Source organism: Paenibacillus wynnii (genome assembly GCF_030812855.1).
Classification (GTDB): Bacteria; Bacillota; Bacilli; order Paenibacillales; family Paenibacillaceae; genus Paenibacillus_AQ; species Paenibacillus_AQ wynnii_A.
Genome location: NZ_JAUSTK010000023.1, coordinates 64490 through 84432 on the forward strand (window position 1 = coordinate 64490; position 19943 = coordinate 84432).

The 19943-nt window shown below is 46.6% G+C and carries 20 protein-coding genes; 8 read left to right on the forward strand and 12 right to left on the reverse strand.

The genetic code is table 11. From position 1 onward, the window contains the following. Positions 1 to 84 precede the first annotated feature (84 nt). The gene (locus tag J2T20_RS18980) at positions 85 to 513 is read left to right on the forward strand and encodes an Lrp/AsnC family transcriptional regulator (RefSeq protein WP_307590907.1); all 429 of its coding nucleotides are present in this window, start codon (positions 85 to 87) and stop codon (positions 511 to 513) included. Between the two features lie 175 nt (positions 514 to 688). Here the strand turns inward: J2T20_RS18980 and J2T20_RS18985 are convergent, their stop codons facing one another. Next, positions 689 to 1153, reverse strand: coding sequence for a SprT family protein (locus J2T20_RS18985; RefSeq protein ID WP_307590924.1), 465 nt, complete (start codon positions 1151 to 1153; stop codon positions 689 to 691). A 120-nt stretch (positions 1154 to 1273) separates the two neighbouring features. On the opposite strand from J2T20_RS18985, the gene J2T20_RS18990 reads away from it, so the two are divergent. Continuing rightward, on the forward strand, positions 1274 to 1636 hold the full coding sequence (locus J2T20_RS18990; protein WP_307590908.1) for a hydrolase/acyltransferase: 363 nt from the start codon (positions 1274 to 1276) through the stop codon (positions 1634 to 1636). A gap of 66 nt (positions 1637 to 1702) precedes the next feature. After that, positions 1703 to 1828 (forward strand): cortex morphogenetic protein CmpA, encoded by a 126-nt coding sequence (cmpA, locus tag J2T20_RS18995; RefSeq protein WP_157261098.1) that lies wholly within the window; start codon positions 1703 to 1705, stop codon positions 1826 to 1828. A gap of 326 nt (positions 1829 to 2154) precedes the next feature. On the opposite strand, the gene J2T20_RS19000 is transcribed toward cmpA, so the two are convergent. The 3 genes from J2T20_RS19000 to J2T20_RS19010 form a co-directional block, all read right to left on the reverse strand. Next, positions 2155 to 2358: a hypothetical protein gene (locus J2T20_RS19000; RefSeq protein WP_307590909.1), complete on the reverse strand. Its 204-nt coding sequence runs from the start codon at positions 2356 to 2358 to the stop codon at positions 2155 to 2157. Between the two features lie 83 nt (positions 2359 to 2441). Beyond that, positions 2442 to 2612, reverse strand: coding sequence for a hypothetical protein (locus J2T20_RS19005; protein ID WP_307590910.1), 171 nt, complete (start codon positions 2610 to 2612; stop codon positions 2442 to 2444). Between the two features lie 148 nt (positions 2613 to 2760). Next, the gene (locus J2T20_RS19010; protein WP_307590911.1) at positions 2761 to 4731 is read right to left on the reverse strand and encodes a GTP-binding protein; all 1971 of its coding nucleotides are present in this window, start codon (positions 4729 to 4731) and stop codon (positions 2761 to 2763) included. A 183-nt stretch (positions 4732 to 4914) separates the two neighbouring features. Here J2T20_RS19010 and J2T20_RS19015 point away from each other — a divergent pair, with 183 nt between their 5' ends. The 3 genes from J2T20_RS19015 to nudK all read left to right on the forward strand — a co-directional run bounded on the left by J2T20_RS19015 (position 4915) and on the right by nudK (position 8201). After that, positions 4915 to 5859: an S-layer homology domain-containing protein gene (locus J2T20_RS19015; protein ID WP_307590912.1), complete on the forward strand. Its 945-nt coding sequence runs from the start codon at positions 4915 to 4917 to the stop codon at positions 5857 to 5859. 168 nt (positions 5860 to 6027) lie between these two features. Further along, positions 6028 to 7251 (forward strand): MerR family transcriptional regulator, encoded by a 1224-nt coding sequence (locus J2T20_RS19020; protein ID WP_307590913.1) that lies wholly within the window; start codon positions 6028 to 6030, stop codon positions 7249 to 7251. After that, positions 7248 to 8201, forward strand: coding sequence for a GDP-mannose pyrophosphatase NudK (gene nudK / locus J2T20_RS19025; protein WP_307590914.1), 954 nt, complete (start codon positions 7248 to 7250; stop codon positions 8199 to 8201). The genes J2T20_RS19020 and nudK overlap by 4 nt, the downstream gene beginning before the upstream one ends. A gap of 57 nt (positions 8202 to 8258) precedes the next feature. On the opposite strand, the gene J2T20_RS19030 is transcribed toward nudK, so the two are convergent. The 5 genes from J2T20_RS19030 to J2T20_RS19050 form a co-directional block, all read right to left on the reverse strand. After that, the gene (locus J2T20_RS19030; RefSeq protein WP_373457832.1) at positions 8259 to 10469 is read right to left on the reverse strand and encodes a Tex family protein; all 2211 of its coding nucleotides are present in this window, start codon (positions 10467 to 10469) and stop codon (positions 8259 to 8261) included. A 444-nt stretch (positions 10470 to 10913) separates the two neighbouring features. Next, a complete protein-coding gene (locus tag J2T20_RS19035) occupies positions 10914 to 11264 on the reverse strand; it encodes a type II toxin-antitoxin system PemK/MazF family toxin (RefSeq protein WP_036649661.1) in 351 nt (116 codons plus the stop codon). A gap of 3 nt (positions 11265 to 11267) precedes the next feature. Beyond that, positions 11268 to 11549 carry a CopG family ribbon-helix-helix protein gene (locus J2T20_RS19040; RefSeq protein ID WP_036653428.1) on the reverse strand — a complete coding sequence of 94 codons (282 nt, stop codon included), beginning with the start codon at positions 11547 to 11549 and terminating at the stop codon, positions 11268 to 11270. Between the two features lie 211 nt (positions 11550 to 11760). Next, positions 11761 to 12942, reverse strand: a complete 1182-nt coding sequence (gene alr / locus J2T20_RS19045; protein WP_307590915.1) for an alanine racemase — start codon at positions 12940 to 12942, stop codon at positions 11761 to 11763. Positions 12943 to 13159: 217 nt separating this feature from the next. Beyond that, on the reverse strand, positions 13160 to 14242 hold the full coding sequence (locus tag J2T20_RS19050; protein WP_307590916.1) for a LolA family protein: 1083 nt from the start codon (positions 14240 to 14242) through the stop codon (positions 13160 to 13162). Between the two features lie 394 nt (positions 14243 to 14636). Here J2T20_RS19050 and J2T20_RS19055 point away from each other — a divergent pair, with 394 nt between their 5' ends. Then, entirely contained in the window at positions 14637 to 15569 is a 933-nt protein-coding gene (locus tag J2T20_RS19055; protein WP_307590917.1) for an EamA family transporter, read from the forward strand. On the opposite strand, the gene J2T20_RS19060 is transcribed toward J2T20_RS19055, so the two are convergent. From J2T20_RS19060 to J2T20_RS19070, 3 genes are all read right to left on the reverse strand, one after another. Further along, the gene (locus J2T20_RS19060; protein WP_307590918.1) at positions 15562 to 17211 is read right to left on the reverse strand and encodes an alpha-amylase family glycosyl hydrolase; all 1650 of its coding nucleotides are present in this window, start codon (positions 17209 to 17211) and stop codon (positions 15562 to 15564) included. The genes J2T20_RS19055 and J2T20_RS19060 overlap by 8 nt on opposite strands. Positions 17212 to 17349: 138 nt before the next feature. Further along, positions 17350 to 18111 carry a DUF3600 domain-containing protein gene (locus tag J2T20_RS19065; RefSeq protein ID WP_307590919.1) on the reverse strand — a complete coding sequence of 254 codons (762 nt, stop codon included), beginning with the start codon at positions 18109 to 18111 and terminating at the stop codon, positions 17350 to 17352. Further along, positions 18098 to 18685 carry a sigma-70 family RNA polymerase sigma factor gene (locus J2T20_RS19070; protein ID WP_307590920.1) on the reverse strand — a complete coding sequence of 196 codons (588 nt, stop codon included), beginning with the start codon at positions 18683 to 18685 and terminating at the stop codon, positions 18098 to 18100. The genes J2T20_RS19065 and J2T20_RS19070 overlap by 14 nt, the downstream gene beginning before the upstream one ends. Before the next feature lie 167 nt (positions 18686 to 18852). Here J2T20_RS19070 and J2T20_RS19075 point away from each other — a divergent pair, with 167 nt between their 5' ends. After that, positions 18853 to 19632, forward strand: coding sequence for a TatD family hydrolase (locus tag J2T20_RS19075; RefSeq protein WP_307590921.1), 780 nt, complete (start codon positions 18853 to 18855; stop codon positions 19630 to 19632). Positions 19633 to 19943: the final 311 nt, after the last annotated feature.

The following is a 19943-nucleotide window of genomic DNA, read 5'->3' on the forward strand; positions in this document are numbered from 1 at the left end:
ATAATATGGCATGATTACTGCGTACATTTTGTACTGAAAGAGATTATACCCTTATACTTTCATATAGAAAGGAATGATAGCCATATGGATCAATGGGTGATCGACGATACGGATCTCCGCATCCTGCAAATTCTTATTGATGACTCTACGCTCACTCATAAAGCAATTGGACAGCAGGTTCACATGACAGGCCAAGCCGTTGGCGCTCGTATACGTAAAATGCAGGAATCGCAAGTCATAGAGGGCTTTTCAGTACGTTGGAATTCGGAAAGGATTGGACTACATATTCAAGCCTTTGTGACTGTATTTCTCAGTTCAAGTGCCGCCCATCCAACTTTTCAGGAATTCGCTAAAACAAGCCATCAGGTTCACGAATTACACCGGGTAAGCGGTGAGGGCTGCTATTGGATGCGTATACTGGTAGAGAACCATGAACAGTTAAACGCCTTTCTGGACAACCTGTTGATGTATGGGAACTATAAGGTGGCTCTTTCTACCGGACTGGTGAAGTGAATGCTCTTCGAGTACACCAATTTCATAGAACTTCGCGCCATACAAAATTGGACTTCCCTTCTATAGTAATTCGGTAGCGCTTTATGAAACGATGTGCAATTATATCCAGACAGGATGCGTTTGTACGATTCTATAAAACAGAGGGGGACTGCAATAAGGCCCGTCCCCCTCCGTTCTACTCTATAGTTAACAGTTTTAGCTTTCCCGTACACTTTCCGCACCGGTATCGTTTGGGATCTACCTTACGCTTACGCAAATATTCCTCTGTGCAAGCTGTACATACGAGTTTATACCGGTAAGGCAAGGGCTTCCGGGCTTTCGCACCCGGCAGCGTCTGACAGTAACGGCTGCCGCCTACATGCGCCAGCAGGTTTTTAAAATCAGCATCCCGGTGCTTATAGCCTCTCCGAGCCAAATGCAAATGGTAGTGACATAGCTCATGCTTAATAATCCGCTCTGTCTCCTCTCGCCCATAGGTTATCAGCTGTTGGGGATTAATCTCTATGTTATGGCTCTTCATAAAATAACGCCCGCCTGTTGTAGATAATCGACTGTTGAAGGAAGCCTTGTGGCGAAACGGCACCCCGAAGCTCTCCCGGGACACCTGCTCGATCCACTGCTGCAATTCTTCGTTGCTCATACTTTCCATATTGTGTTCTCACAAGTCCTTTCGGAAGAGATTTAAGATCTTTACTTGAATTGTAACTTGCGGATACGCTAAACTGTCAAGAAGGAAGACTAGTACGGAGGGAGAATATTTATGCCGAAAATGCGATATGTAATCTTACAGCAACATCAGGAACTTCTTTTCGTAGAGATGCCGGAGGAATATGCCTACCAGCTCAGCGCACTTAATCTTCGTCTTAACAAAGAAATAGATAAGCTGACCGCCGAGAATGTGCCTGATCTGCCACTCGCCGTGGCGGAATGCGATGCTTTGGAGCTGCTGCGTGAACAGTACGTGCTGCAATCCGGTCTGGAATATATCAATGTTCTGGAACAGGCCTTTGCCGGTATTAAAGAACAGAACTATCCCCTCATTTCCCTGCTGACTGAGATTAGAGCGCTTCAGGCTCAACTGGAACAGTGGTATGAAGAGGATGAAGAAACTGCTATTCATTAGTTCGAACCTTTAAGGTTCCTCCTCCATATGCTATCTGTATATAAGCATGCCGGAGGAGGGATATCCTTGCCGCAATGGCTCTGCCAACAGCTAATGAAAGCTTACTACAAGAAGGACCGTCGGCAGATTAAGCTTCTGAATGAGTGCTGGTACTTTTATCGGAACTCCAGCGAAACACATAGTAAGGCTTAATCATTAGCATGATACCTACAAGCCATAAGGTGGCCACTAGGAATCAAAAAAAACTAGCCAGTTTCCATATCCGGAGACTGGCTAGTTTTTTCAACTTTGAGTCTTCATTTAATATCGCAATCAAGTTACACACTTTTGGTTGAACCTCCTATCGAGAATTTTAGTGGTAATTTTCCCCTCTAATATATATATAGTTGCACAAAGTACACTTATATTTCCCCCTTAGCACACTTTAGGGTGATTAATTGCACTTTATACACTTATTTTTGGGTATTCCGGGGTTTAACCGGCCTATTCGTGTTTTTAGTTGCACAAAGTACATCTATTCATACATCCGAGCTCCAAAAGCTAGAAATAAGTGTATAAAATACATCTATTGCATTGACTACCTCCGAGTTTACCTCTAAATCACCGAAGCCGCGAATCACCCGTCCGCCAAAACGTTCATTGTACTCTATTACCTCAAGGTAGACGATTTTCTCTGCCACATCCATATTGGTGAGACATTTATTGAAGTGGAAAAATTCCATAAAATAAAGGCGAATTCTCATTCGTAGTTGAATGGAAATTCGCCTTTATCGATTTGGGGATTGTCCAGTCACAGTTGAAAAGCTTAGAACATCGGGAATACGTATTTCACCAAGAAGAACAACAGCCCGAAAAACAAAATAATATAAGCTGCATATTTAATAAAGGTGGATGCGATTAAGCTGGAATCCGACTTCTTCTGTACCTCTGTGTGTTCCACTTCAACACTTCTGTCCCTCGAGCGTGGTTCCATCATCAATCTCTCCTTCTCTAATTCAGGTTATATTGATTGAACTGAAAACGATTACCATAGCTTTAATTACCCTGTTACTTTTATGCTTGAAACAAAAAGCCGCAGTCTCGAAGCTCAAGGTAAGCGGAGCTGCGGACATGCGGCGTGAATTTTAAAGTGCTTTTCGGACACTGAGAATGTATTTGGCCTGATCGAGCGGGTTCACTCCCCTGCGCGTTCGCTCGGCGGTTACATCCTGCGGACAGGCTTCATAACCGGCAAAGAAGGAAGTAAACGTACTGCGGCCTTTCGTATAAGAACTAAGCGTCACCGGATAATCCAGAGACGTTGCCAAAGGCAGACGGCCTTCAATAATCATTCGCTCACCTTGCAGTACAGGCGGTTCAAAGGTTCCCCTCATCTGCACCAAATCGTTCATAACGCGCCCGCCGTTTTCCTCGGGCACTACAATCCGCACTTGAAGAATCGGCTCCAGCAGTCTAGTGCCCACATTCGATAATCCGTCCATGATGGCCATCGGTGTTGCTACTGCAAAATCCAGCGGATGCGTATGCCAGACATGATGCTGTCCCTCTATAAGTGTTACTTTGAGGTCCGTAACTTCCCAGCCGTAGAGCCCCTGCTGAAGGGCCTCCGGTACACGGCGGGCGGTCTCATTTTGATATTGCGGCAGCAGATCGGAACTTCTAACCACCGAATCATACACGATACCACTCCCAGGAAGTCCCGGCTCAATAAGAAACCGCAGGATCGCCCAGCAAGGTTTTGGCATGGTATACGCAATAAATCCTTCACCCATACGGCTCGGCGTTTCTTTGTAAATAACAGACGGCTGTCCAAAGGTAACCTTAAGTCCATACCGATTCTCCATTACACTGCTCAGAATTTCCAGCTGGATAGGTCCCATCACCTTGATATGAAGCTCGCGCTCATCTTGCAGCCATTGGGCATCCAGAAGCGGATCCTCATCAGCAAGCTCCTGAAGGGCTCCAATGACTTTGTGATCCTCCATATCCTGCGCCCAATGCACACGGACAGTAAGGAGCGGCACCGCCAGCTTTGCCTCCTGAGGTATCGCGTCAGGCCTGCCCAGAACATCCCCGATTCTTACACTGGATAGTCCGTATACCACAGCAATATCCCCGGCTTCCAGTGTCCCCACATCCTCTGTACGTCCACCCTCCACCTTACGAATTTGGGTGATTTTCTCCAGGATATTCTGAGAATAATTCAACACCGTCTCCCGATTTCGGACCGTCCCTTCATATAATCGAACAAAGGCCATACGCCCCATCGTTTTATCACGCTGGATACTGTATACGATACCGGACACCGGCTGATCTACATCCCCGCCCGCTCTTGGAAAGTACTGAAGCATAGCATCCAAAAGTTCAGTGACTCCGATACCCTTTGCCGCAGCCCCATACACAAGCGGGAAGATCTGGGCAGAGGATGCCGCCGCCGTGAGATGGTCTTTCCATACTCTTAAGTGAATATCCTCACCTGACATATACGTTTCCAGCAGATCCTCATCCCGCTCAGCCAATGCCTCCAACAGCGCCGTCTGCAAAGCCGGTTCTGCCCCGTCCATCCATAAATCTGCAGATCCTACGAAGTTTTGCTCCGTGCCAAGCGGGTGCTGTACCGGAATAATATTACCTGACAAATAAGTGCGGGCCTGTGCTAGAACAGCTTCGTAATCGGCTCCCATCCTATCCATTTTGTTCATAAAAATAAGGGTAGGAATGTTAAGCTTTCGCAGCGCTCCCCAGATCATTTCAGTCTGCACCTGAACACCTTCCACGGCCGACAAAATAAGTACCGCACAATCCATCACACGAAGGGAACGCTCCACCTCTGACAGGAAATCGACGTGGCCCGGAGTGTCCACCAGATTCACCTGAACCCCTCTCCACGAAAAAGAGGCCAAGGCCGCCCGAACAGATATCCCCCGCTGCCGTTCTACATCCATTGAATCTGTTAAAGCTGTCCCACTGTCTACGCTGCCTAATGAACGGATACGACCGCTCTCGAATAATATATGCTCCGTTGTTGTAGTCTTCCCCGCATCGACATGTGCAAAAATCCCGATATTCATTCGCTCAATTCTCTGCTGAATCATCTATGGTTCTCCCGTCATTTTCCCAGTTAAGTCATTTCCGTTTCATTTGGATATACTACCTATTAAAGCGTTCTCAATTAATACTACAGCTTCCTGCTTCTATGTTCCATCTTAATAATTTTTTTTAGGACTCTGCAACCTTTTACAACAATATGCCATCTAGAGTATAAGAGGTGAGGCAAAATGAAGAAACAATCTTTTATCAGCCACGCTAAAAAAATGACTATAGCGTGCAGTATACTGGCAGCATCTGTGTCCTTCGGGGCATCGGCGTTTGCATTCTCCGATCTGAAGGGCAACCCTGCCGAAGCCAAAATCAATTCACTGCATGAAAAGGGAATCATTAACGGAATGAGCAATGGGAAGTTTGCTCCAAAATTCAAGCTGACGTACGGGCAAGCGATACAAGTAATCGTCAGCGGCTTGGAACTGAAAGCGCAGCCTTCGAATTCTAAAGCAAGCGACTTTTTTGACAATGTGAAAGACAAATCATGGTTTGCTTCAGCCTTCCTGACAGCAAAGCAACACGGGCTTTCTTTGGATCGCAATGTAAATCCGAACAGCTCGATTACACGGGCGCAATTCGCGCATTTATTGACTCAAGGGCTACTGAGTAAGGGGACTTTCCCGGTAACCAAGATGTATTTTGAAATTTCGGACGACGACAAACTTTCCGCAGAGGTTAATAACAGTCTGCAAATCTTGTTGAATACACATATCATTTCCTTGGAAGCAGGCAGTAAATTCCGTCCTAACGACGCTATTACCCGAGCGGAAGCTGCGGTATGGGTCTATGATGCCGCCGAGTTTGCCAAAAAAGTGATAACACCAGCCAATCAGACTCCAGCTCCTGTCTATGAGAAAGCTGAAGTAGCTATCGTCAAGGCTGCCGATGGCGTCAACAAGGTGTCGCTAACTGTGAACAACTTGCCGAATCCGGGTTACGGCTTGCTAATCCAAAAAATAGAATTCAACAAAGATAAAACAGCTGTTATTTACTATACTGTTACCACACCGGACCCTAATAAAATGTACCCTCAGGTCATCTCCAAGGCTACAGTGGTAACCTATCTGGCTGACGATTATAAGCCGGTTGCCCAGTTTGTCCCAGCTGCTCCTGCAAAATAAGATCATTAAAAAAACCTCCAAGCTACATCCCTCTTGACCGTATACGGCTAGCAGGGACTGCCTTGGGGGTTTTTTTGTGCGCCAGAATTTATGCTTGTAGGTGACGTAACGTCACCTGTTATACTTTGTCCATTAGATCATTATTCCAGCTAAACAGGAGGTGATAGCTTGAAGCAAAAGGGGTTCACTACCGGACAAATTGCAGAGCGTACAGGGATGACCGTCCGAGCATTGCGATATTATGACCGAATCGGATTACTTAAGCCATCCCATCATCAAGGGGATACCCGATTATATAGCGAGAGTGATATCGTCAAGCTTCAGAAGCTTTCCGTTCTTAAATTCATTGGATTTTCGCTGGAAGAGATGAGAGCAATCCTCGAGAGCGAGGGTACGAACACAGATTTACGGAGTTCTCTATTCCTGCAAAAACAACTCATCCGACAAAAAATAAGGCATATGGATAGTGTCGTACAAGCCATCGAGGCCTCTATAGAATCCATGGATCGGCAAGTCCATGAACCGAATTGGGAAGAGATGACCGGGATCATCCATACGGTCCGTACGGATAGAGATTGGAGCGAGCAGTATCACAATGCGCTCAGACTTCAGTCCCGAATTCATCTTTACGATCGCTTCAGTACAAATCCGATGGGCTGGCATCGATGGTTTTTCGAACATGTGCTGCGGCAAGCCTCACAACCCTCTCTACCTGCACCTATCAAGCTTCTTGATATCGGCTGTGGAGATGCTGCTTTGTGGCTAAGGAATATCGACCGGATTCCCCCGCATTGGGAAATCACACTCGCCGATGCGTCCGCCGGAATGCTTGAGGATGCACGTACCGCTCTTTGTAAATCAGCAGCAAGGTTTGTGTTCCGTCAGGCCGATGTGCAGGCGCTGCCTTTCATGGATGGAGAGTTCCAAATCATAATCGCCAACCACATGCTGTATCATGTGGAAGATCTGCCGCTGGGTTCCGCCGAAATGAATAGGGTGCTATGCGGGAATGGTACTCTCTTCGCTTCTACAATGAGCAACCGTCATTTAAAAGAGATGGAGGAGCTAACCAGGGAATTTGATCCAAGCCTTCGAGTGCTGGACGATACCCTTGAACGGTTCAACCTGTATAATGGCGCTGAGCTATTACGCCCCTGGTTTCCTTACGCCGAACTTATCCAATACCAAGATTCTTTGGTTGTGACTGAGGCGGGTCCTTTAATCAGTTATATGACCTCAACGCCCATGAATGCCGGAAAGAGGTTAACGGGCAAAGCGCTTGAGCCGTTCACTGCCTTTGTGGAGCTAAGAATGGCGGAGAAAGGAAGCCTTACTTTTACCAAGGATATGGGATTTTTCTGTTATGAAAAAAAGGGGGCCAACGCTATATGAATCCAAAGGTGCAAATTAGGAAGATTGAGCTTTTATCCGACAATTGGTACACGCTAAGAAAATATACTCTGGATTACCAGCGCAGTGACGGCACTTGGGAAGAGCAGCAGCGCGAAGCCTACGACCGGGGCAACGGCGCGGCCATTCTACTATATAACAAACTCAAAAAGACGGTCATTCTTACAAGGCAATTTCGCCTGCCCACTTACGTAAACGGTAATGAATCAGGAATGCTCATCGAGGCCTGTGCCGGATTGCTTGATGAAGATAGTCCCGAATCTTGCATTCAACGTGAAGCCGAGGAAGAAACCGGCTATCGCTTATCCAAAGTGCAAAGCATCGGTCAAGCTTATATGTCACCGGGTTCAGTCACGGAAATTTTGCATTTATTCGTGGCAGAATATTCAGACGACATGAAGACCGGACAGGGCGGCGGGCTTGACGAGGAACAAGAGAATATTGAGGTGCTGGAAATCCCTTTTGCCGAAGCCTTGGAAATGGTGGAGAATGGTGAGATCCAGGATGCCAAAACCATTCTTTTGCTACAGCATGCCAAGCTTCATGATCTTGTGGAACTGAGCTCCGCTGCGTCTATGCAAATCCTCATCGCCGGTCCCTACCGCTCGGGAACCGGAGACGATCCCGACAAAATAGCCGCCAACCTTCAAGCTATGAATGAGGCCGCTCTTCAAGTGTACAGACTCGGACATTTGCCTGTGCTTGGTGAGTGGTACGCCCTCCCCCTGATGGGCACAGCCGGATCCAAAGAGATGGGTGATGAGATCTTTAATGAAATTTTTCATCCCTCCTGTGTCCGGCTGTTGGCTCATTGTGACGCTGTCTTACGGATTGGCGGTGCTTCCCAAGGAGCTGATGAGATGGTGCGGGTGGCTGCAGAAGGTCGGAAGAAGATTTATTATGGGATCAAAGAGTTGTATTGTGTAATCTAATAAAAAGAAAGCCATCTACTCATTGCGAAGTAGATGGCTTTCTCATTTTTATACGAATTATTCGCGCGGTGCGCGCATAGTCAGGCTGACCCGACCCTTCTTAAGATCAACGCTCATGACCCAGACGGTGACATTATCGCCCACGGAGACGACGTCCATAGGGTGCTTCACGAAGCTGCCGCTAAGCTGGGAAATGTGCACCAGTCCGTCGTTCTTAATCCCGATATCGACGAATGCGCCGAAATCAATTACGTTGCGGACCGTTCCCTGCATTTCCATACCGGGAACCAGATCTTCGATCTTAAGCACATCCGTGCGGAAGATCGGTAAAGGCAGCTCCTCACGCGGATCGCGACCCGGACGCTGTAAACTCTCCAAGATGTCGCGCAAGGTCGGCACACCGACATCCAGCTTCACTGCAAGTTCCTCCGCATTCTGCGCTTCCAGCTCAGAAGCAACTTCCTTGCTGCCGAGCCGGGTCACGTCAAGCCCCAGCTCACGGAACAAGCGATCTACCACGGGATAGGACTCAGGGTGAATCGGTGTCCGATCCAGAGTGTTATCTCCGCCAGGAATACGCAAAAAGCCGATGCACTGCTCATAGGATTTAGCGCCAAGACGCGGAACCTTTTGCAGCTGCTTGCGGGTCGTGAATTTACCGTTCTCTTCACGGAACTTAACGATATTCTTAGCAATGGTTGCATTGACCCCAGCCACATAGGAGAGCAGAGATGGAGATGCCGTATTCACGTCAACGCCGACATGGTTTACGGCGGATTCTACAACGGCCTTAAGGCTCTCTTCCAGATGCTTCTGGGATACGTCATGCTGGTATTGCCCAACACCGATTGCTTTCGGGTCAATCTTCACCAGCTCCGCTAACGGATCCTGCACACGGCGGGCGATGGAAGCGGCACTACGCTCCGCAACATCCAGATCCGGGAATTCCTCCTGCGCCAGCTTGGAGGCCGAATAGACACTGGCTCCCGCTTCGTTCACGATAAGGTAAGCCAGCTCTGGATTGCCAATATCGGCTATAACCTCAGCCGTGAATTGCTCTGTCTCCCGCGAACCTGTACCGTTGCCGATTACGATCAGTTGGATGCCATACTTCGCAATCAGCTCCTTGAACTTCGCAGCAGCTTCCAGCTTCTTGTTATTCGGCGGCGTCGGGTAGGTCACCGCGACCTCCAGCAGCTTGCCGGTGTCATCAACAACCGCAAGCTTGCAGCCTGTGCGGTAAGCTGGATCGACGCCGAGAACGCACCGTCCTTTGACCGGCGGCTGCAGAAGCAGGCTGCGCAAATTACCGGAGAAAATAGAAATGGCTTGATTTTCTCCCCTGTCTGTCATTTCCCCGCGTACCTCACGTTCTACCGAAGGCGCAATCAAACGCTTGTAGGAATCCTCTGTCACAGCCTCCAGCAAGGACGTTACAGGTGACGGAGCTTTGAGAATCTTCCGGGAGATAAATGCGTGAATTTTATCGGATACAATCTCGATTCCTACTTTAAGAATGTTTTCCCGTTCCCCGCGATTAATAGCCAGAATACGGTGCGGCGGCATTTTATGTACCGGTTCACGATAACTATAATAGTTCTCATATACGGATTCCTGTGCGGCATCCTTTGCCTCAGATACAAGTATCCCTTGGCTGGCTGTGTATGAACGAACCCAGGAACGAATAGTAGGGTCATCCGCAATATTCTCGGCAATGATATCCATTGCACCTTGCAGCGCCAGCTCCGCCGTATCTACACCTTTATCCATATCCACATATTTAGCCGCTTCTTCGGTCGGATTCCCCTGTCTGCGCTGCTCCATGATCCAGTCAGCCAGCGGTTCCAGTCCTTTTTCCTTGGCGACACTTGCCCGCGTCTTGCGCTTTTGCCGGTAAGGTCGGTACAGATCCTCGACTTCCTGAAGCTTGACCGCTTTGGAAATTTGCTCATGAAGTTCCTTGGTCAGCTTACCCTGTTCATCAATATTACGGATAACATCCTTCTTGCGCTCACCCAAATTCCGTAAATAGGCCAATCGTTCTTCAATATCGCGCAGCTGATTCTCGTCCAGCTCACCCGTCATTTCCTTACGATATCTCGCAATAAACGGAATGGTATTGCCTTCGTCCAGCAGGCCTACAGTCGTTCGAACTTGCTTCACATTAATATTCAGTTCCTTGGCGATCGCCAAAGTAATCAATTCCTGCTCCTGCTTAGCTGCTGCCTCATCAATTACTGCTTCTTTGTTATTCGTTTCAGTAGTCAATCTATCCCTCTTTCCTTGCCTAAATCTGTTTTCGTTGTTTTGCCCATATCTAAAATAGTATCACAGATTGTCTCTGTGCCAAAGTCGCTGTAAAGGTAGAGCATCGACTTAAGTGTATTCTATGCAACTATTGGGAGTCATCATCGTTATTATTGAGTTTTAGTTGCACTTTCTACACCTATACTCTCGGGAAACCTCTGTTTTCAGCTCTCTGCCGGTTAATAGCTGTAGAGAATACAACTAAACGGCTATTTAAAGCGATATAGCCCCTTTTAGTTGCACAAAGTACATCTAAATTAATTATCCCAGCCCAGGCATCAAAGTTCATTGTCGGCAAATAGTAAATGTTAGTCTTTCTAAAAAATAAAAATAAAAAGACACACCAGCCTTATGCTGATGTGCCTTAACAAAACCCAATGTTAGAAATCTATGGCCTTACCTGGATTAAAAGTCAATCAAGCCTAGACTGATTTGCAGTGAGTCATCCACCTTTTTCATTGTATCGTCATCGAGGTGGGTGATCTTATCAGTCAAACGTTGCTTGTCAATGGTCCGGACCTGCTCCAGCAGAATGACGGAATCCCGGTCAAAGCCGTGAGCATCCGCATCAATTTCCACATGAGTAGGCAGTTTGGCCTTTTGGATCTGGGCCGTTATTGCGGCCACAATCACCGTTGGGCTGAAACGATTGCCAATATCGTTCTGGATCACCAGAACAGGCCTTACTCCGCCCTGTTCAGACCCCACTACTGGGGAAAGGTCGGCAAAAAAAACGTCGCCGCGTTTAACGATCAATGTTTACACCCCGCTTACTAAGCGGCCAAGAGTGCTGTCTGCATCTTCCTCAGCAAGGAAAGCCTCGCATGCCATGGTTAAGTTGATCTTAGCCATTTCCATGTAGCCGCGCTGCATGGACTCCCGGATGAAACGTTTCCTCCGTTCGCTCAAATACAGCTTCATGGCCTGCCTAATCAATTCACTTCGGTTGGAATTCTCCAGTTGAACGATTCCATCCACTTCCTGCAAGAGATGATCGGGCAAGCTGATCATGATTCTTTTGGTGTTTTGCAAATTGGCCACCTTCTCTTCCACCCCCACAAACCTTCTGCCCTTGTCTTTCAGTGTAGCAATATACAAGGAATTTTATACAGATAATATATGCCGCCAGTATATCAAGTATGCTGCATCCCATTATAAACTAGAAATGGCGGTTCGTATAGACTATAGATCACTTAGTTGTATACGACTATATCCTGCTAAATTTTCCCTGTATACAGATAACTTTAGGACTTTAAGGCTGTAAAAGAGCATTTACCAGGTTAGAAGCTGCGCCTTCGCGTATATAAACACGGGGCACTCGGTGGGCCAGCATGCAAATCACCTCGTAGTGAATCGTTCCAAGATGGAGCGCCAACTCGTCTGCCGTGATCGACACGTCAGATTGGCGGCCGATGAGTACAACCTCTTCGCCAGCTTGGATTTGTTCCGCTTCTTCAGCGAAAGATTTGAGCGATACCATACACTGGTCCATACAGATGGTTCCGACGACCGGAACGCGGCGTCCGCGTATTAGCACCTCAGCTTTGCCGCTTAACATGCGGGAATATCCATCTGCGTAGCCTATAGGGAGCGTAGCAATAATTTCATCACTCTCCGTAACGTAACGCGTACCATAGCTGATGCCCCAATGGGGCGGCAGACTTTTGATAAACACTGCCTGCGTCTTCAGCGTCAATACCGGGCGTAAAGATATCAAGTTGCGGTTTACCTCGGCGGACGGATAGAAACCGTATATACTGATACCTATACGAACCATATTGATGGACAAATGAGGTGTATCAATGGCTGTAGCGCTGTTGCCCGTATGTATAATCGGGATGACGAATTCTTTCTCCCGAAGCGCTTCTGCCACGCCCGTGAACCGTCGGTGCTGCTCCAGTGTATAGCTTTTGTCTTCTTCATCTGCTTTGGCAAAATGGGTAAACATTCCCTCCAGCTCCGCCTGCGCTGTCTTATGCACTTCCTCGATAAATGCAGGCGCTTCCTCTGGTAAAAGTCCCAGCCGCCCCATCCCGCTATCTATCTTGATGTGCACCTTCAACCTATGGTCCGGATCCAAGGGAAGACGTTGAATAGCCTCCAATACCTCCGGAGTGAAAAGAGTTACGGTTACATTGTTTTCCCAGGCAACGGCTATTCCTTCTGGAGAAGTGTAGCCCAGTACCAGGATAGGAAGTAGTATTCCCGCCTGACGCAGCTCCAATGCTTCATCCAAAAAAGCCACACTCACATAGTCCGCACCCAGGGCTTCAAGCTCCCGTGTCACTTCCACTGCTCCATGGCCATACGCGTTTCCTTTGACACATGCCATAAACTTCGTCTCCACCGGTAAAAACGTGCGAAAGGCTTCGTAATTGGCACGTAAATCATCCAGATTAATCTCGGCTACTGTCGGTCGATAGCTTGCTTGCACTTCAAAGTCACCTTCTTACGTAAAATAAACGTCATCTGCAGTATCACTAGACCACTGCCCTTAATGGTAATGGTAATGCTACAGAAGAGGGCTGTCAATGAAAGCAGGGCTATCTTGTGAATAGGAATAATTACCCTTTCCGGCCAAAATAGAAAAAGGCGGATACTACGTTGTAGAGGAAGTGCTCCCACAATGCGCAGAATCCGCCTACTATTTATTATTTACCCGATTGTCCCTGCATAGAAGCGGCAATTTGAATCATTTCCGTAACTGGCAGGTTCGAGCTTGTAATCCGGTACTCCATACCTTCTGTCATCCAGGTTAAAGTCTGCTGTTCGTCTCCGCTAAGTAAGCCTACAGTAAAACCTAAATCAATTCCTTCGCCTGGCACCAGTGACACTGCACGATCAAGAGGCCGGGCTTCCATAATGGTATATTGGTAGATCCCGTCATAACGGATAAGAACGGCGTGGTCTTTACTGCCCTCTATTTTATGGGAATCCTTGAAAGTAACCCCAACCGGAATATATTGCGGTTCAATGATTCCGAAATCCCCTAGCTCAGCCATGGCCGGTTCTTCTGATGCTTCGCCTTCGGCAGATACCACCGGGTTCCCATTCTCGTCTATCTGGGCAACAGTGCTCTCCGAAGGTGTTTGTGAGGTCATATTCTTCTTCATATCAAAAGAATCCTCAGCAAACTTTGGATTGAAGTCAAAGCTGTCGAATTTTACATTGACTACGACTTTAGCTTCGGAATCAGACACCTGTACCTGCTTAGGTGCATAAGACTTTTTGTCCAGCCAAATCTTCTGGCGTATAAGCGCGGGACTTTGATAATTAGCTGCCACCTCAAATACGTAACTGTCCTTATCATCTACAAACTGACGGTTGTTATCGGAGGTAATGCCCCGTACCATCGTCTGGTAGAGATAGACCTGACCTTGATTATCTGGCCAATCACTTTGGAAGCGGAAGCTTTTGTTGAGGCTTGGTGTCAGCACGAACACCCCGTCATCATTACGAAGCACAATTTGGGTGATATCCTTCTGAACATTTGATAAGCTAATCCGGTAATACGATGGATTCTTGTACCAAACCTCTACCTTATACTCCTGCGGCTGTTCGCCGGTATACAGAGTCATCGTGCCCGAGCCTTGATACGCTCCCTGCTTACTCTCCAACTTGTCGGCCACATCGTTCAAATCCTTGACTATGGAAGCAGAATCCTTCTTCCCACACCCTGTCAACAATAGGGCAACGCTCATTATGATTGCGAGTACCCATGTTATCCGGCGCATGACATCATCCCCTTAACCTGTTTTGAATGCCTTGATTAGTACATGTCTATGAGGGACTTGGCCGCAATATGCAGACGGGCATGACAAGCAGAGTCTAAGGGAGAGAATAATATTGAAAATTGCAGGGAGGTATGGAGCCGATCATTTTTATGTTTCTTGCACCTACGGCCCTTTTTAAATTTCCGGATATTACCTTACTGTTACCTCCAACCATGACGAGAATAGTCTCTTGGGAATCCATCTCGAATATTAAATTTTTAAGTTAACTATGATTTATGTATCAGATGAATTTAAGGGGTTTATTTATAATTGAATACTAGCACTTACCATATTGTTCCATTATTTTCCTCAATAACTATAGCTGAGAGATGGACTAGAGAGGAGTTGTATACCCATGTTACGGGCAAAAGGATTTCTAATGGCCTCGGGAGGAGCCCTGTTATGGGGAGTTTCGGGGACGGTGGCCCAGCATTTGTTCCAACAGGTACATATATCCGCCGCCTGGCTGGTGACTTTAAGACTCATGGTTGCAGGTGTTATATTCCTGTTACTTTCCTTAAGGCAAGAAGGCTCCAAGGTCTGGAGGTTATGGCTGGACAAAGATTTCATCAGACAAATGCTGATATTTGGGATGCTTGGCATGCTTGGTGTTCAGTATACCTATTTTGCATCCATTGAAGCCGGCAATGCCGCCATTGCAACGCTGCTGCAGTATTTGGCCCCTCTCTTCATACTCTTGTATACGATTGTCTGGAAAAAAACACGTCTGGTTCTTCTTGATTTCATCGGCGCGGCACTGGCGCTGGCCGGAACCTATTTACTTCTTACCGGAGGCGACTCCTCGCAATTGGCTGTGTCTCTCAAAGGGCTCATTTGGGGCATTTTATCCGGGATCTCCTTGGCTTTCTACACTCTTTATTCGGGGCCTTTAATTAAGAAATATAGCGTTCAATTGATAATGGGCTGGGGAATGCTAGTAGGAGGGGTGGGGATGAATATAGTTCACCCGATCTGGGCTACTCCAAATATAGAGTGGTCACCGGCGGTTATCGGATCCATTCTATTCGTGGTTCTGCTAGGAACTCTTGCGGCGTTCTACCTCTATATCGGCAGCCTCCATTACATAGCTCCGCATGAAGCCAGTCTTCTCTCTTGTACCGAGCCGATTTCGGCCATTATCTCTTCCGTAATCTGGCTGTCTGTTCCATTTAATCTCTTTCAGGCTCTGGGTGCCGGATTAATTGTACTAATGACTTTACTTATATCTTTAAAATCTATAAAAGAGCCGGAACTCAAACGCAAGGCTCGGGAGACAAGTGCTATCTAAACCCCTTTATTTTATAAATAATAGTTTCATAGCTGCATATCCACAGATTAGATAAATCTTCCCCGGAGGGACGATCACCGCTTTTAGTGCAAAGAGTTACTTGTGTCTTATCCTCTATCATTTTGCTTAGGGTATCCTTTTCAAAACTAACAAACAAAGCATCCGCTGATACATTCACGACTACCAAATAGCTGCTGTCCTCATGGTGCCGCATATAAGATAAAACTTTGTCCTCTGAATTCGGAATAAATTCTAAATCCCCCATCCAAAAAGCGGGATTATTTGTGCGTAGATGAATCAGAAACTTATAGTGCTCAAACATCTCTGCATCAAAAGAATTCCAATTGAGCTTATATTCATCGAATAGTGAGGCCCAAGTTTCTAAAGTGTTTTCATTAAATTCTTGGCCCATCATCAGGCACGGAACCCCTTCGAGGGTCAAAAGGATCGAAGCTGCAGGTCCGGCACCTTTTTCACCAAAAAAGTCTACCGCTCTTGAACGTTCTTTCTCCTCTAGCCAGCTCATGCGGAGCGCATGTTTGGGGAAACTGTACTTATAAGAGTTATATATCGCTATAAAATCACTCTGCGTAAGGGTTCCGTCCATCATCTCACGCACCAAAATCCGCGGATTGCCATCGTAGGTCAAGTTGCATGCCTCAATATGATGATATTCATCGTAGGCTTGTGAGATCAGGATTAGATCCTCTTTTACTACTTGTAGCGCATGTTTTATTTCCACGAGAAAGTCATAGGGAGTAATGTCCGAGTCATCCAACCGAATGCCATCAAAATCAAACTCTACTACCCAATATTTCATAGCCTCGATCACATACTCTCTTATCTCGCAGCTTCTGAATTCTATCCCGGCAAAATAGTCTCGACCCGGCACATCATAATAAATTTCGCCCTGATCATTCCGTGTAAAATACTCCGGATGGCTGCTTGTCAGAATGTGATCTACACTTGTTCGGTTTAGAACCCAGTCCATAATGACTTTGATTCCGTTCGCATGCGCTTTAGAAATAAAGGTTGATAAGTCCTCTTTGGTTCCAAAAGTGGGGTCTATGGAGTAGAAATCTTTAACCGCATACGGGTCACCGTACTCACCGATCCTGCCTTGAACACCAACTTCATGGAACGGCATAAGCCACAGTGTGTTGATGCCCATGTCTTTGAAATAATCTATCTTTTCAGAGAGTCCTCTAAAACCGTTGTCGGTAAATGCTCGGGAATGAAGCTGATAAATCACTGCCTTTTGAATCCACTCAGGGCTCTCTATCGCCTTGAAATGGTTATACATATAACCGGGGTGTTCCTTAGAGATTGCGTTGGTTCTAATCAGAACCTCACCATGCTCGGTTACGGTAAAGGACGAGTTATTTTGCCCATCCTCCGACACATTCGGGTTCAATGGATCTATAATCCACGCTTCTCCGTCCACTACCAACTTATACAGATGTCTGCCCTTAGTTATAGGTATTTCGATCTCCCAACCTCGTGAATCTTCCTTGGGAATCATGTAATTTCTATCGCCATTCCAATGATTGAAGGTGCCTGCTACCGCTACACTCTTCACATACTTATCCGTGAAATATTCAAATCGTACACCGTGTGACCCTTGGATTGGAAAAGCAGACATGTGGAATCCCCCATAAAATGTGTTAAAGTAAATATATCATATTTTAAATAGTTTTATGAGTAATCAATTCTGACACCAATGATAGTAGAAATAACCCCCTGATGTTTGGGTCAGAGGGCTGCTGATTTAGTATAATATTTACTCAGATGGCTTTATCATAAAAAAACCTAACTTTTCTGAATAAGGCTTAAGCTCGTTATCAATTTGCTCTAGATTAGTTTTATCAGCCTCAGACAGTCGGTCCAAATGAATGCTCCCATCCGGATCAACTATTTTAGCATTATATGTCTTCAAATCGTTAATTATTCTTTTGAAGTGTGCAACCTCCTTTTTGTCAAATATTTGCTCTGCTTTTTGAATCTGTTCATTCCAGAAGGTATCAACAGCTACTGACTTCACTTCCCCCTTAGGTGCTGCCCCTTCATTTAATTTTGCAAAATATGGTTCAAGCTCTGCAGTAAGCTTCGTATACGCCACTTGATCGACAGCACTTAGTTGCTCAGGGTGGAGCGCGCCCTTAGAATCGGCTATTTTTAGATTGTAGTTACCGAGTTCTTTTAGAAGGGACATTATCTTGGCGAACTCTTCTTCACTAAAGCTTTGCTCAGCCCCTTGGAGTTTGGCCTCGAGCCGATCATACTGCTGTTGGTCTACGCCGAATTGTGCTACGTTCTCATGTGAACCATAAATGTTGTCTGCCAAGTAATTGTATCCGGCATATGCTCCTGTAGGGATTAATAACGCAGCAGCTACTATGCCCGCCACCAGCCACTTTTTCATCTTTTTTCCCCCTTGTGTCGATGCAACTTGCTTAAGTACTCTTTCCTTGAGTTCCGGTGGAGCCACCCATCCTTTGGTTTCATCTTGGAGGGCTGTTCGCAGCTGTTCATCGAGATTCATATAGATCCTCCACCTTTCCCACAGCTCGACTGTTAGGGTTCCGTTTCGCACGGAGCTTCTGCAGAGCCGCATGGATACGCGATTTTACCGTCCCTAGAGGAATGTCCAAAATAGCAGCAATCTCTTCCTGAGAGTTTTCATTGAGGTAATGGAGAATTACAACCTGCTTAAGCTTGTAAGGGAGACTGTTCACACTTGCCAGTAAAGGACGATTGGCTATTTTGTCTACAACCTCACTAGTAAAATCACTGTCCATGGTTTGACCATACCGCTCAGCTTTGTGGATCAACCGGAGATGCGTCCATCTCTTTCGTCGATAAGCCTGAACCTGCCGCATAACTACACCCATAAGCCAGGGCTTAAAAGGCCTGCTGAGATCAAATTGTCCAAGAGACCGATGTACTTGCATATAGATCTCCTGAACACAATCGTCTGCATCAGAACGGTTGACAACGAGGAAATGAACGGTTTTGTAGACATCCCCAATCGTTGTTTCGTAAATCTCACTGTAGGCTTCACAGCTGCCGGCCAGCGTAAGCGCAATGAGATTGTTGTATTCAGCTGGATCGTTCATCCGCTATTCCCCCTTCGGTCTTACACTGTATATTGGCGAGTAGTGAATATTTCGTTCGAATTATTTTTGGGTAAGCTGTGCACAAGTAACTATAGTAATATGTAGAGGAAAAAATAAACGGACGAACTTCGACGTAAAACTAACCTATTGTAAAGGAGATTAACCTCGTGATAGACGCACATATCCACCTTGAACAATACGATTGGGAAGCCATAGATCATATGCTTAAAGAGCTCCCTGAAAAAGGAATTGAGGCGCTGTTAGCCGTTTCGATGAATCTAGAGTCTTGCATCCGTACTGAGAAGCTGGCCGCAAAGTACCCCGGAATCGTCAGGCCTGCCTATGGATTTCATCCCGAGCAACCGCTGCCGAAGGCGGATGAACTAAAGGCACTGCTGGAGTGGATGGAATACAGCGCCGGCGATTTTGCAGCTGTGGGCGAAATCGGCTTACCGTATTATTCTCGGACGGAAGCTTTCGAGCGCGGTGAAGACTTTGATACTGAACCTTATATCGATTTACTGGACACTATGCTCGGCCTAGCCTCACGCCTTGCCAAACCCGTCGTGCTCCATGCCGTATACGAGGATGCCCTTATTGTCTGTGATCTGCTGGAAAAACACGAGATTCAACGTGCCCATTTCCATTGGTTCAAAGGCCCTGAGGAGGCTATATTACGTATGATTGCCAACGGTTATTATATCTCCTTTACACCTGACATACTGTATGAAGCGGAGATTCAGGAGTTGGCGATGCGCTACCCGCCAGAGCTGGTTATGGCTGAAACGGACGGCCCTTGGCCGTTCGAAGGACCTTTTGCCGGACACTCTACTCATCCTTCTATGATCCGAGATGTTGCTGCCACATGGGGCGCCCTGCATGGTTACTCTCCCAGCAAAGCGGAGGAGATTCTGACTGCAAATACGGTGAAATTCTTTACTCTATAGGAATAAGAGAGATAATTTGGAGTACATGAGAAAAGGCAGTGTTCTGCAGAAGAACATTGCCTCTTTGCCCGTTTTTAGATTAGTCTAAAAAAACGCTAAATTTTTCCGAGGTACCTCCCGGGGGCGATTCTATTGTACTTTTACATCTGATTTGCTCATTTCGGGCTCCCGGGGCTGATTCTATTGTACTTTTACATCTGATTTGCTCATTTCAGGCTCCCGGGGGCGATTCTATTGTACTTTTACATCTGATTTGCTCATTTCGGGCTCCCGGGGCTGATTCTATTGTACTTTTACATCTGATTTGCTCA

Excerpts from the sequence above, each read along its gene's own strand:
- J2T20_RS18985 (WP_307590924.1), bottom strand. The coding sequence starts at position 1,153 with ATGAGCAACGAAGAATTGCAGCAGTGGATCGAGCAGGTGTCCCGGGAG.
- J2T20_RS19005 (WP_307590910.1), bottom strand. The coding sequence starts at position 2,612 with ATGATGGAACCACGCTCGAGGGACAGAAGTGTTGAAGTGGAACACACA.
- J2T20_RS19000 (WP_307590909.1), bottom strand. The coding sequence starts at position 2,358 with ATGGAATTTTTCCACTTCAATAAATGTCTCACCAATATGGATGTGGCA.
- nudK (WP_307590914.1), top strand. The coding sequence starts at position 7,248 with ATGAATCCAAAGGTGCAAATTAGGAAGATTGAGCTTTTATCCGACAAT.
- J2T20_RS19050 (WP_307590916.1), bottom strand. The coding sequence starts at position 14,242 with ATGCGCCGGATAACATGGGTACTCGCAATCATAATGAGCGTTGCCCTA.
- J2T20_RS19010 (WP_307590911.1), bottom strand. The coding sequence starts at position 4,731 with ATGATTCAGCAGAGAATTGAGCGAATGAATATCGGGATTTTTGCACAT.
- J2T20_RS19055 (WP_307590917.1), top strand. The coding sequence starts at position 14,637 with ATGTTACGGGCAAAAGGATTTCTAATGGCCTCGGGAGGAGCCCTGTTA.
- J2T20_RS19015 (WP_307590912.1), top strand. The coding sequence starts at position 4,915 with ATGAAGAAACAATCTTTTATCAGCCACGCTAAAAAAATGACTATAGCG.
- J2T20_RS18980 (WP_307590907.1), top strand. The coding sequence starts at position 85 with ATGGATCAATGGGTGATCGACGATACGGATCTCCGCATCCTGCAAATT.
- J2T20_RS19070 (WP_307590920.1), bottom strand. The coding sequence starts at position 18,685 with ATGAACGATCCAGCTGAATACAACAATCTCATTGCGCTTACGCTGGCC.
- J2T20_RS18990 (WP_307590908.1), top strand. The coding sequence starts at position 1,274 with ATGCCGAAAATGCGATATGTAATCTTACAGCAACATCAGGAACTTCTT.
- J2T20_RS19065 (WP_307590919.1), bottom strand. The coding sequence starts at position 18,111 with ATGAATCTCGATGAACAGCTGCGAACAGCCCTCCAAGATGAAACCAAA.
- J2T20_RS19060 (WP_307590918.1), bottom strand. The coding sequence starts at position 17,211 with ATGTCTGCTTTTCCAATCCAAGGGTCACACGGTGTACGATTTGAATAT.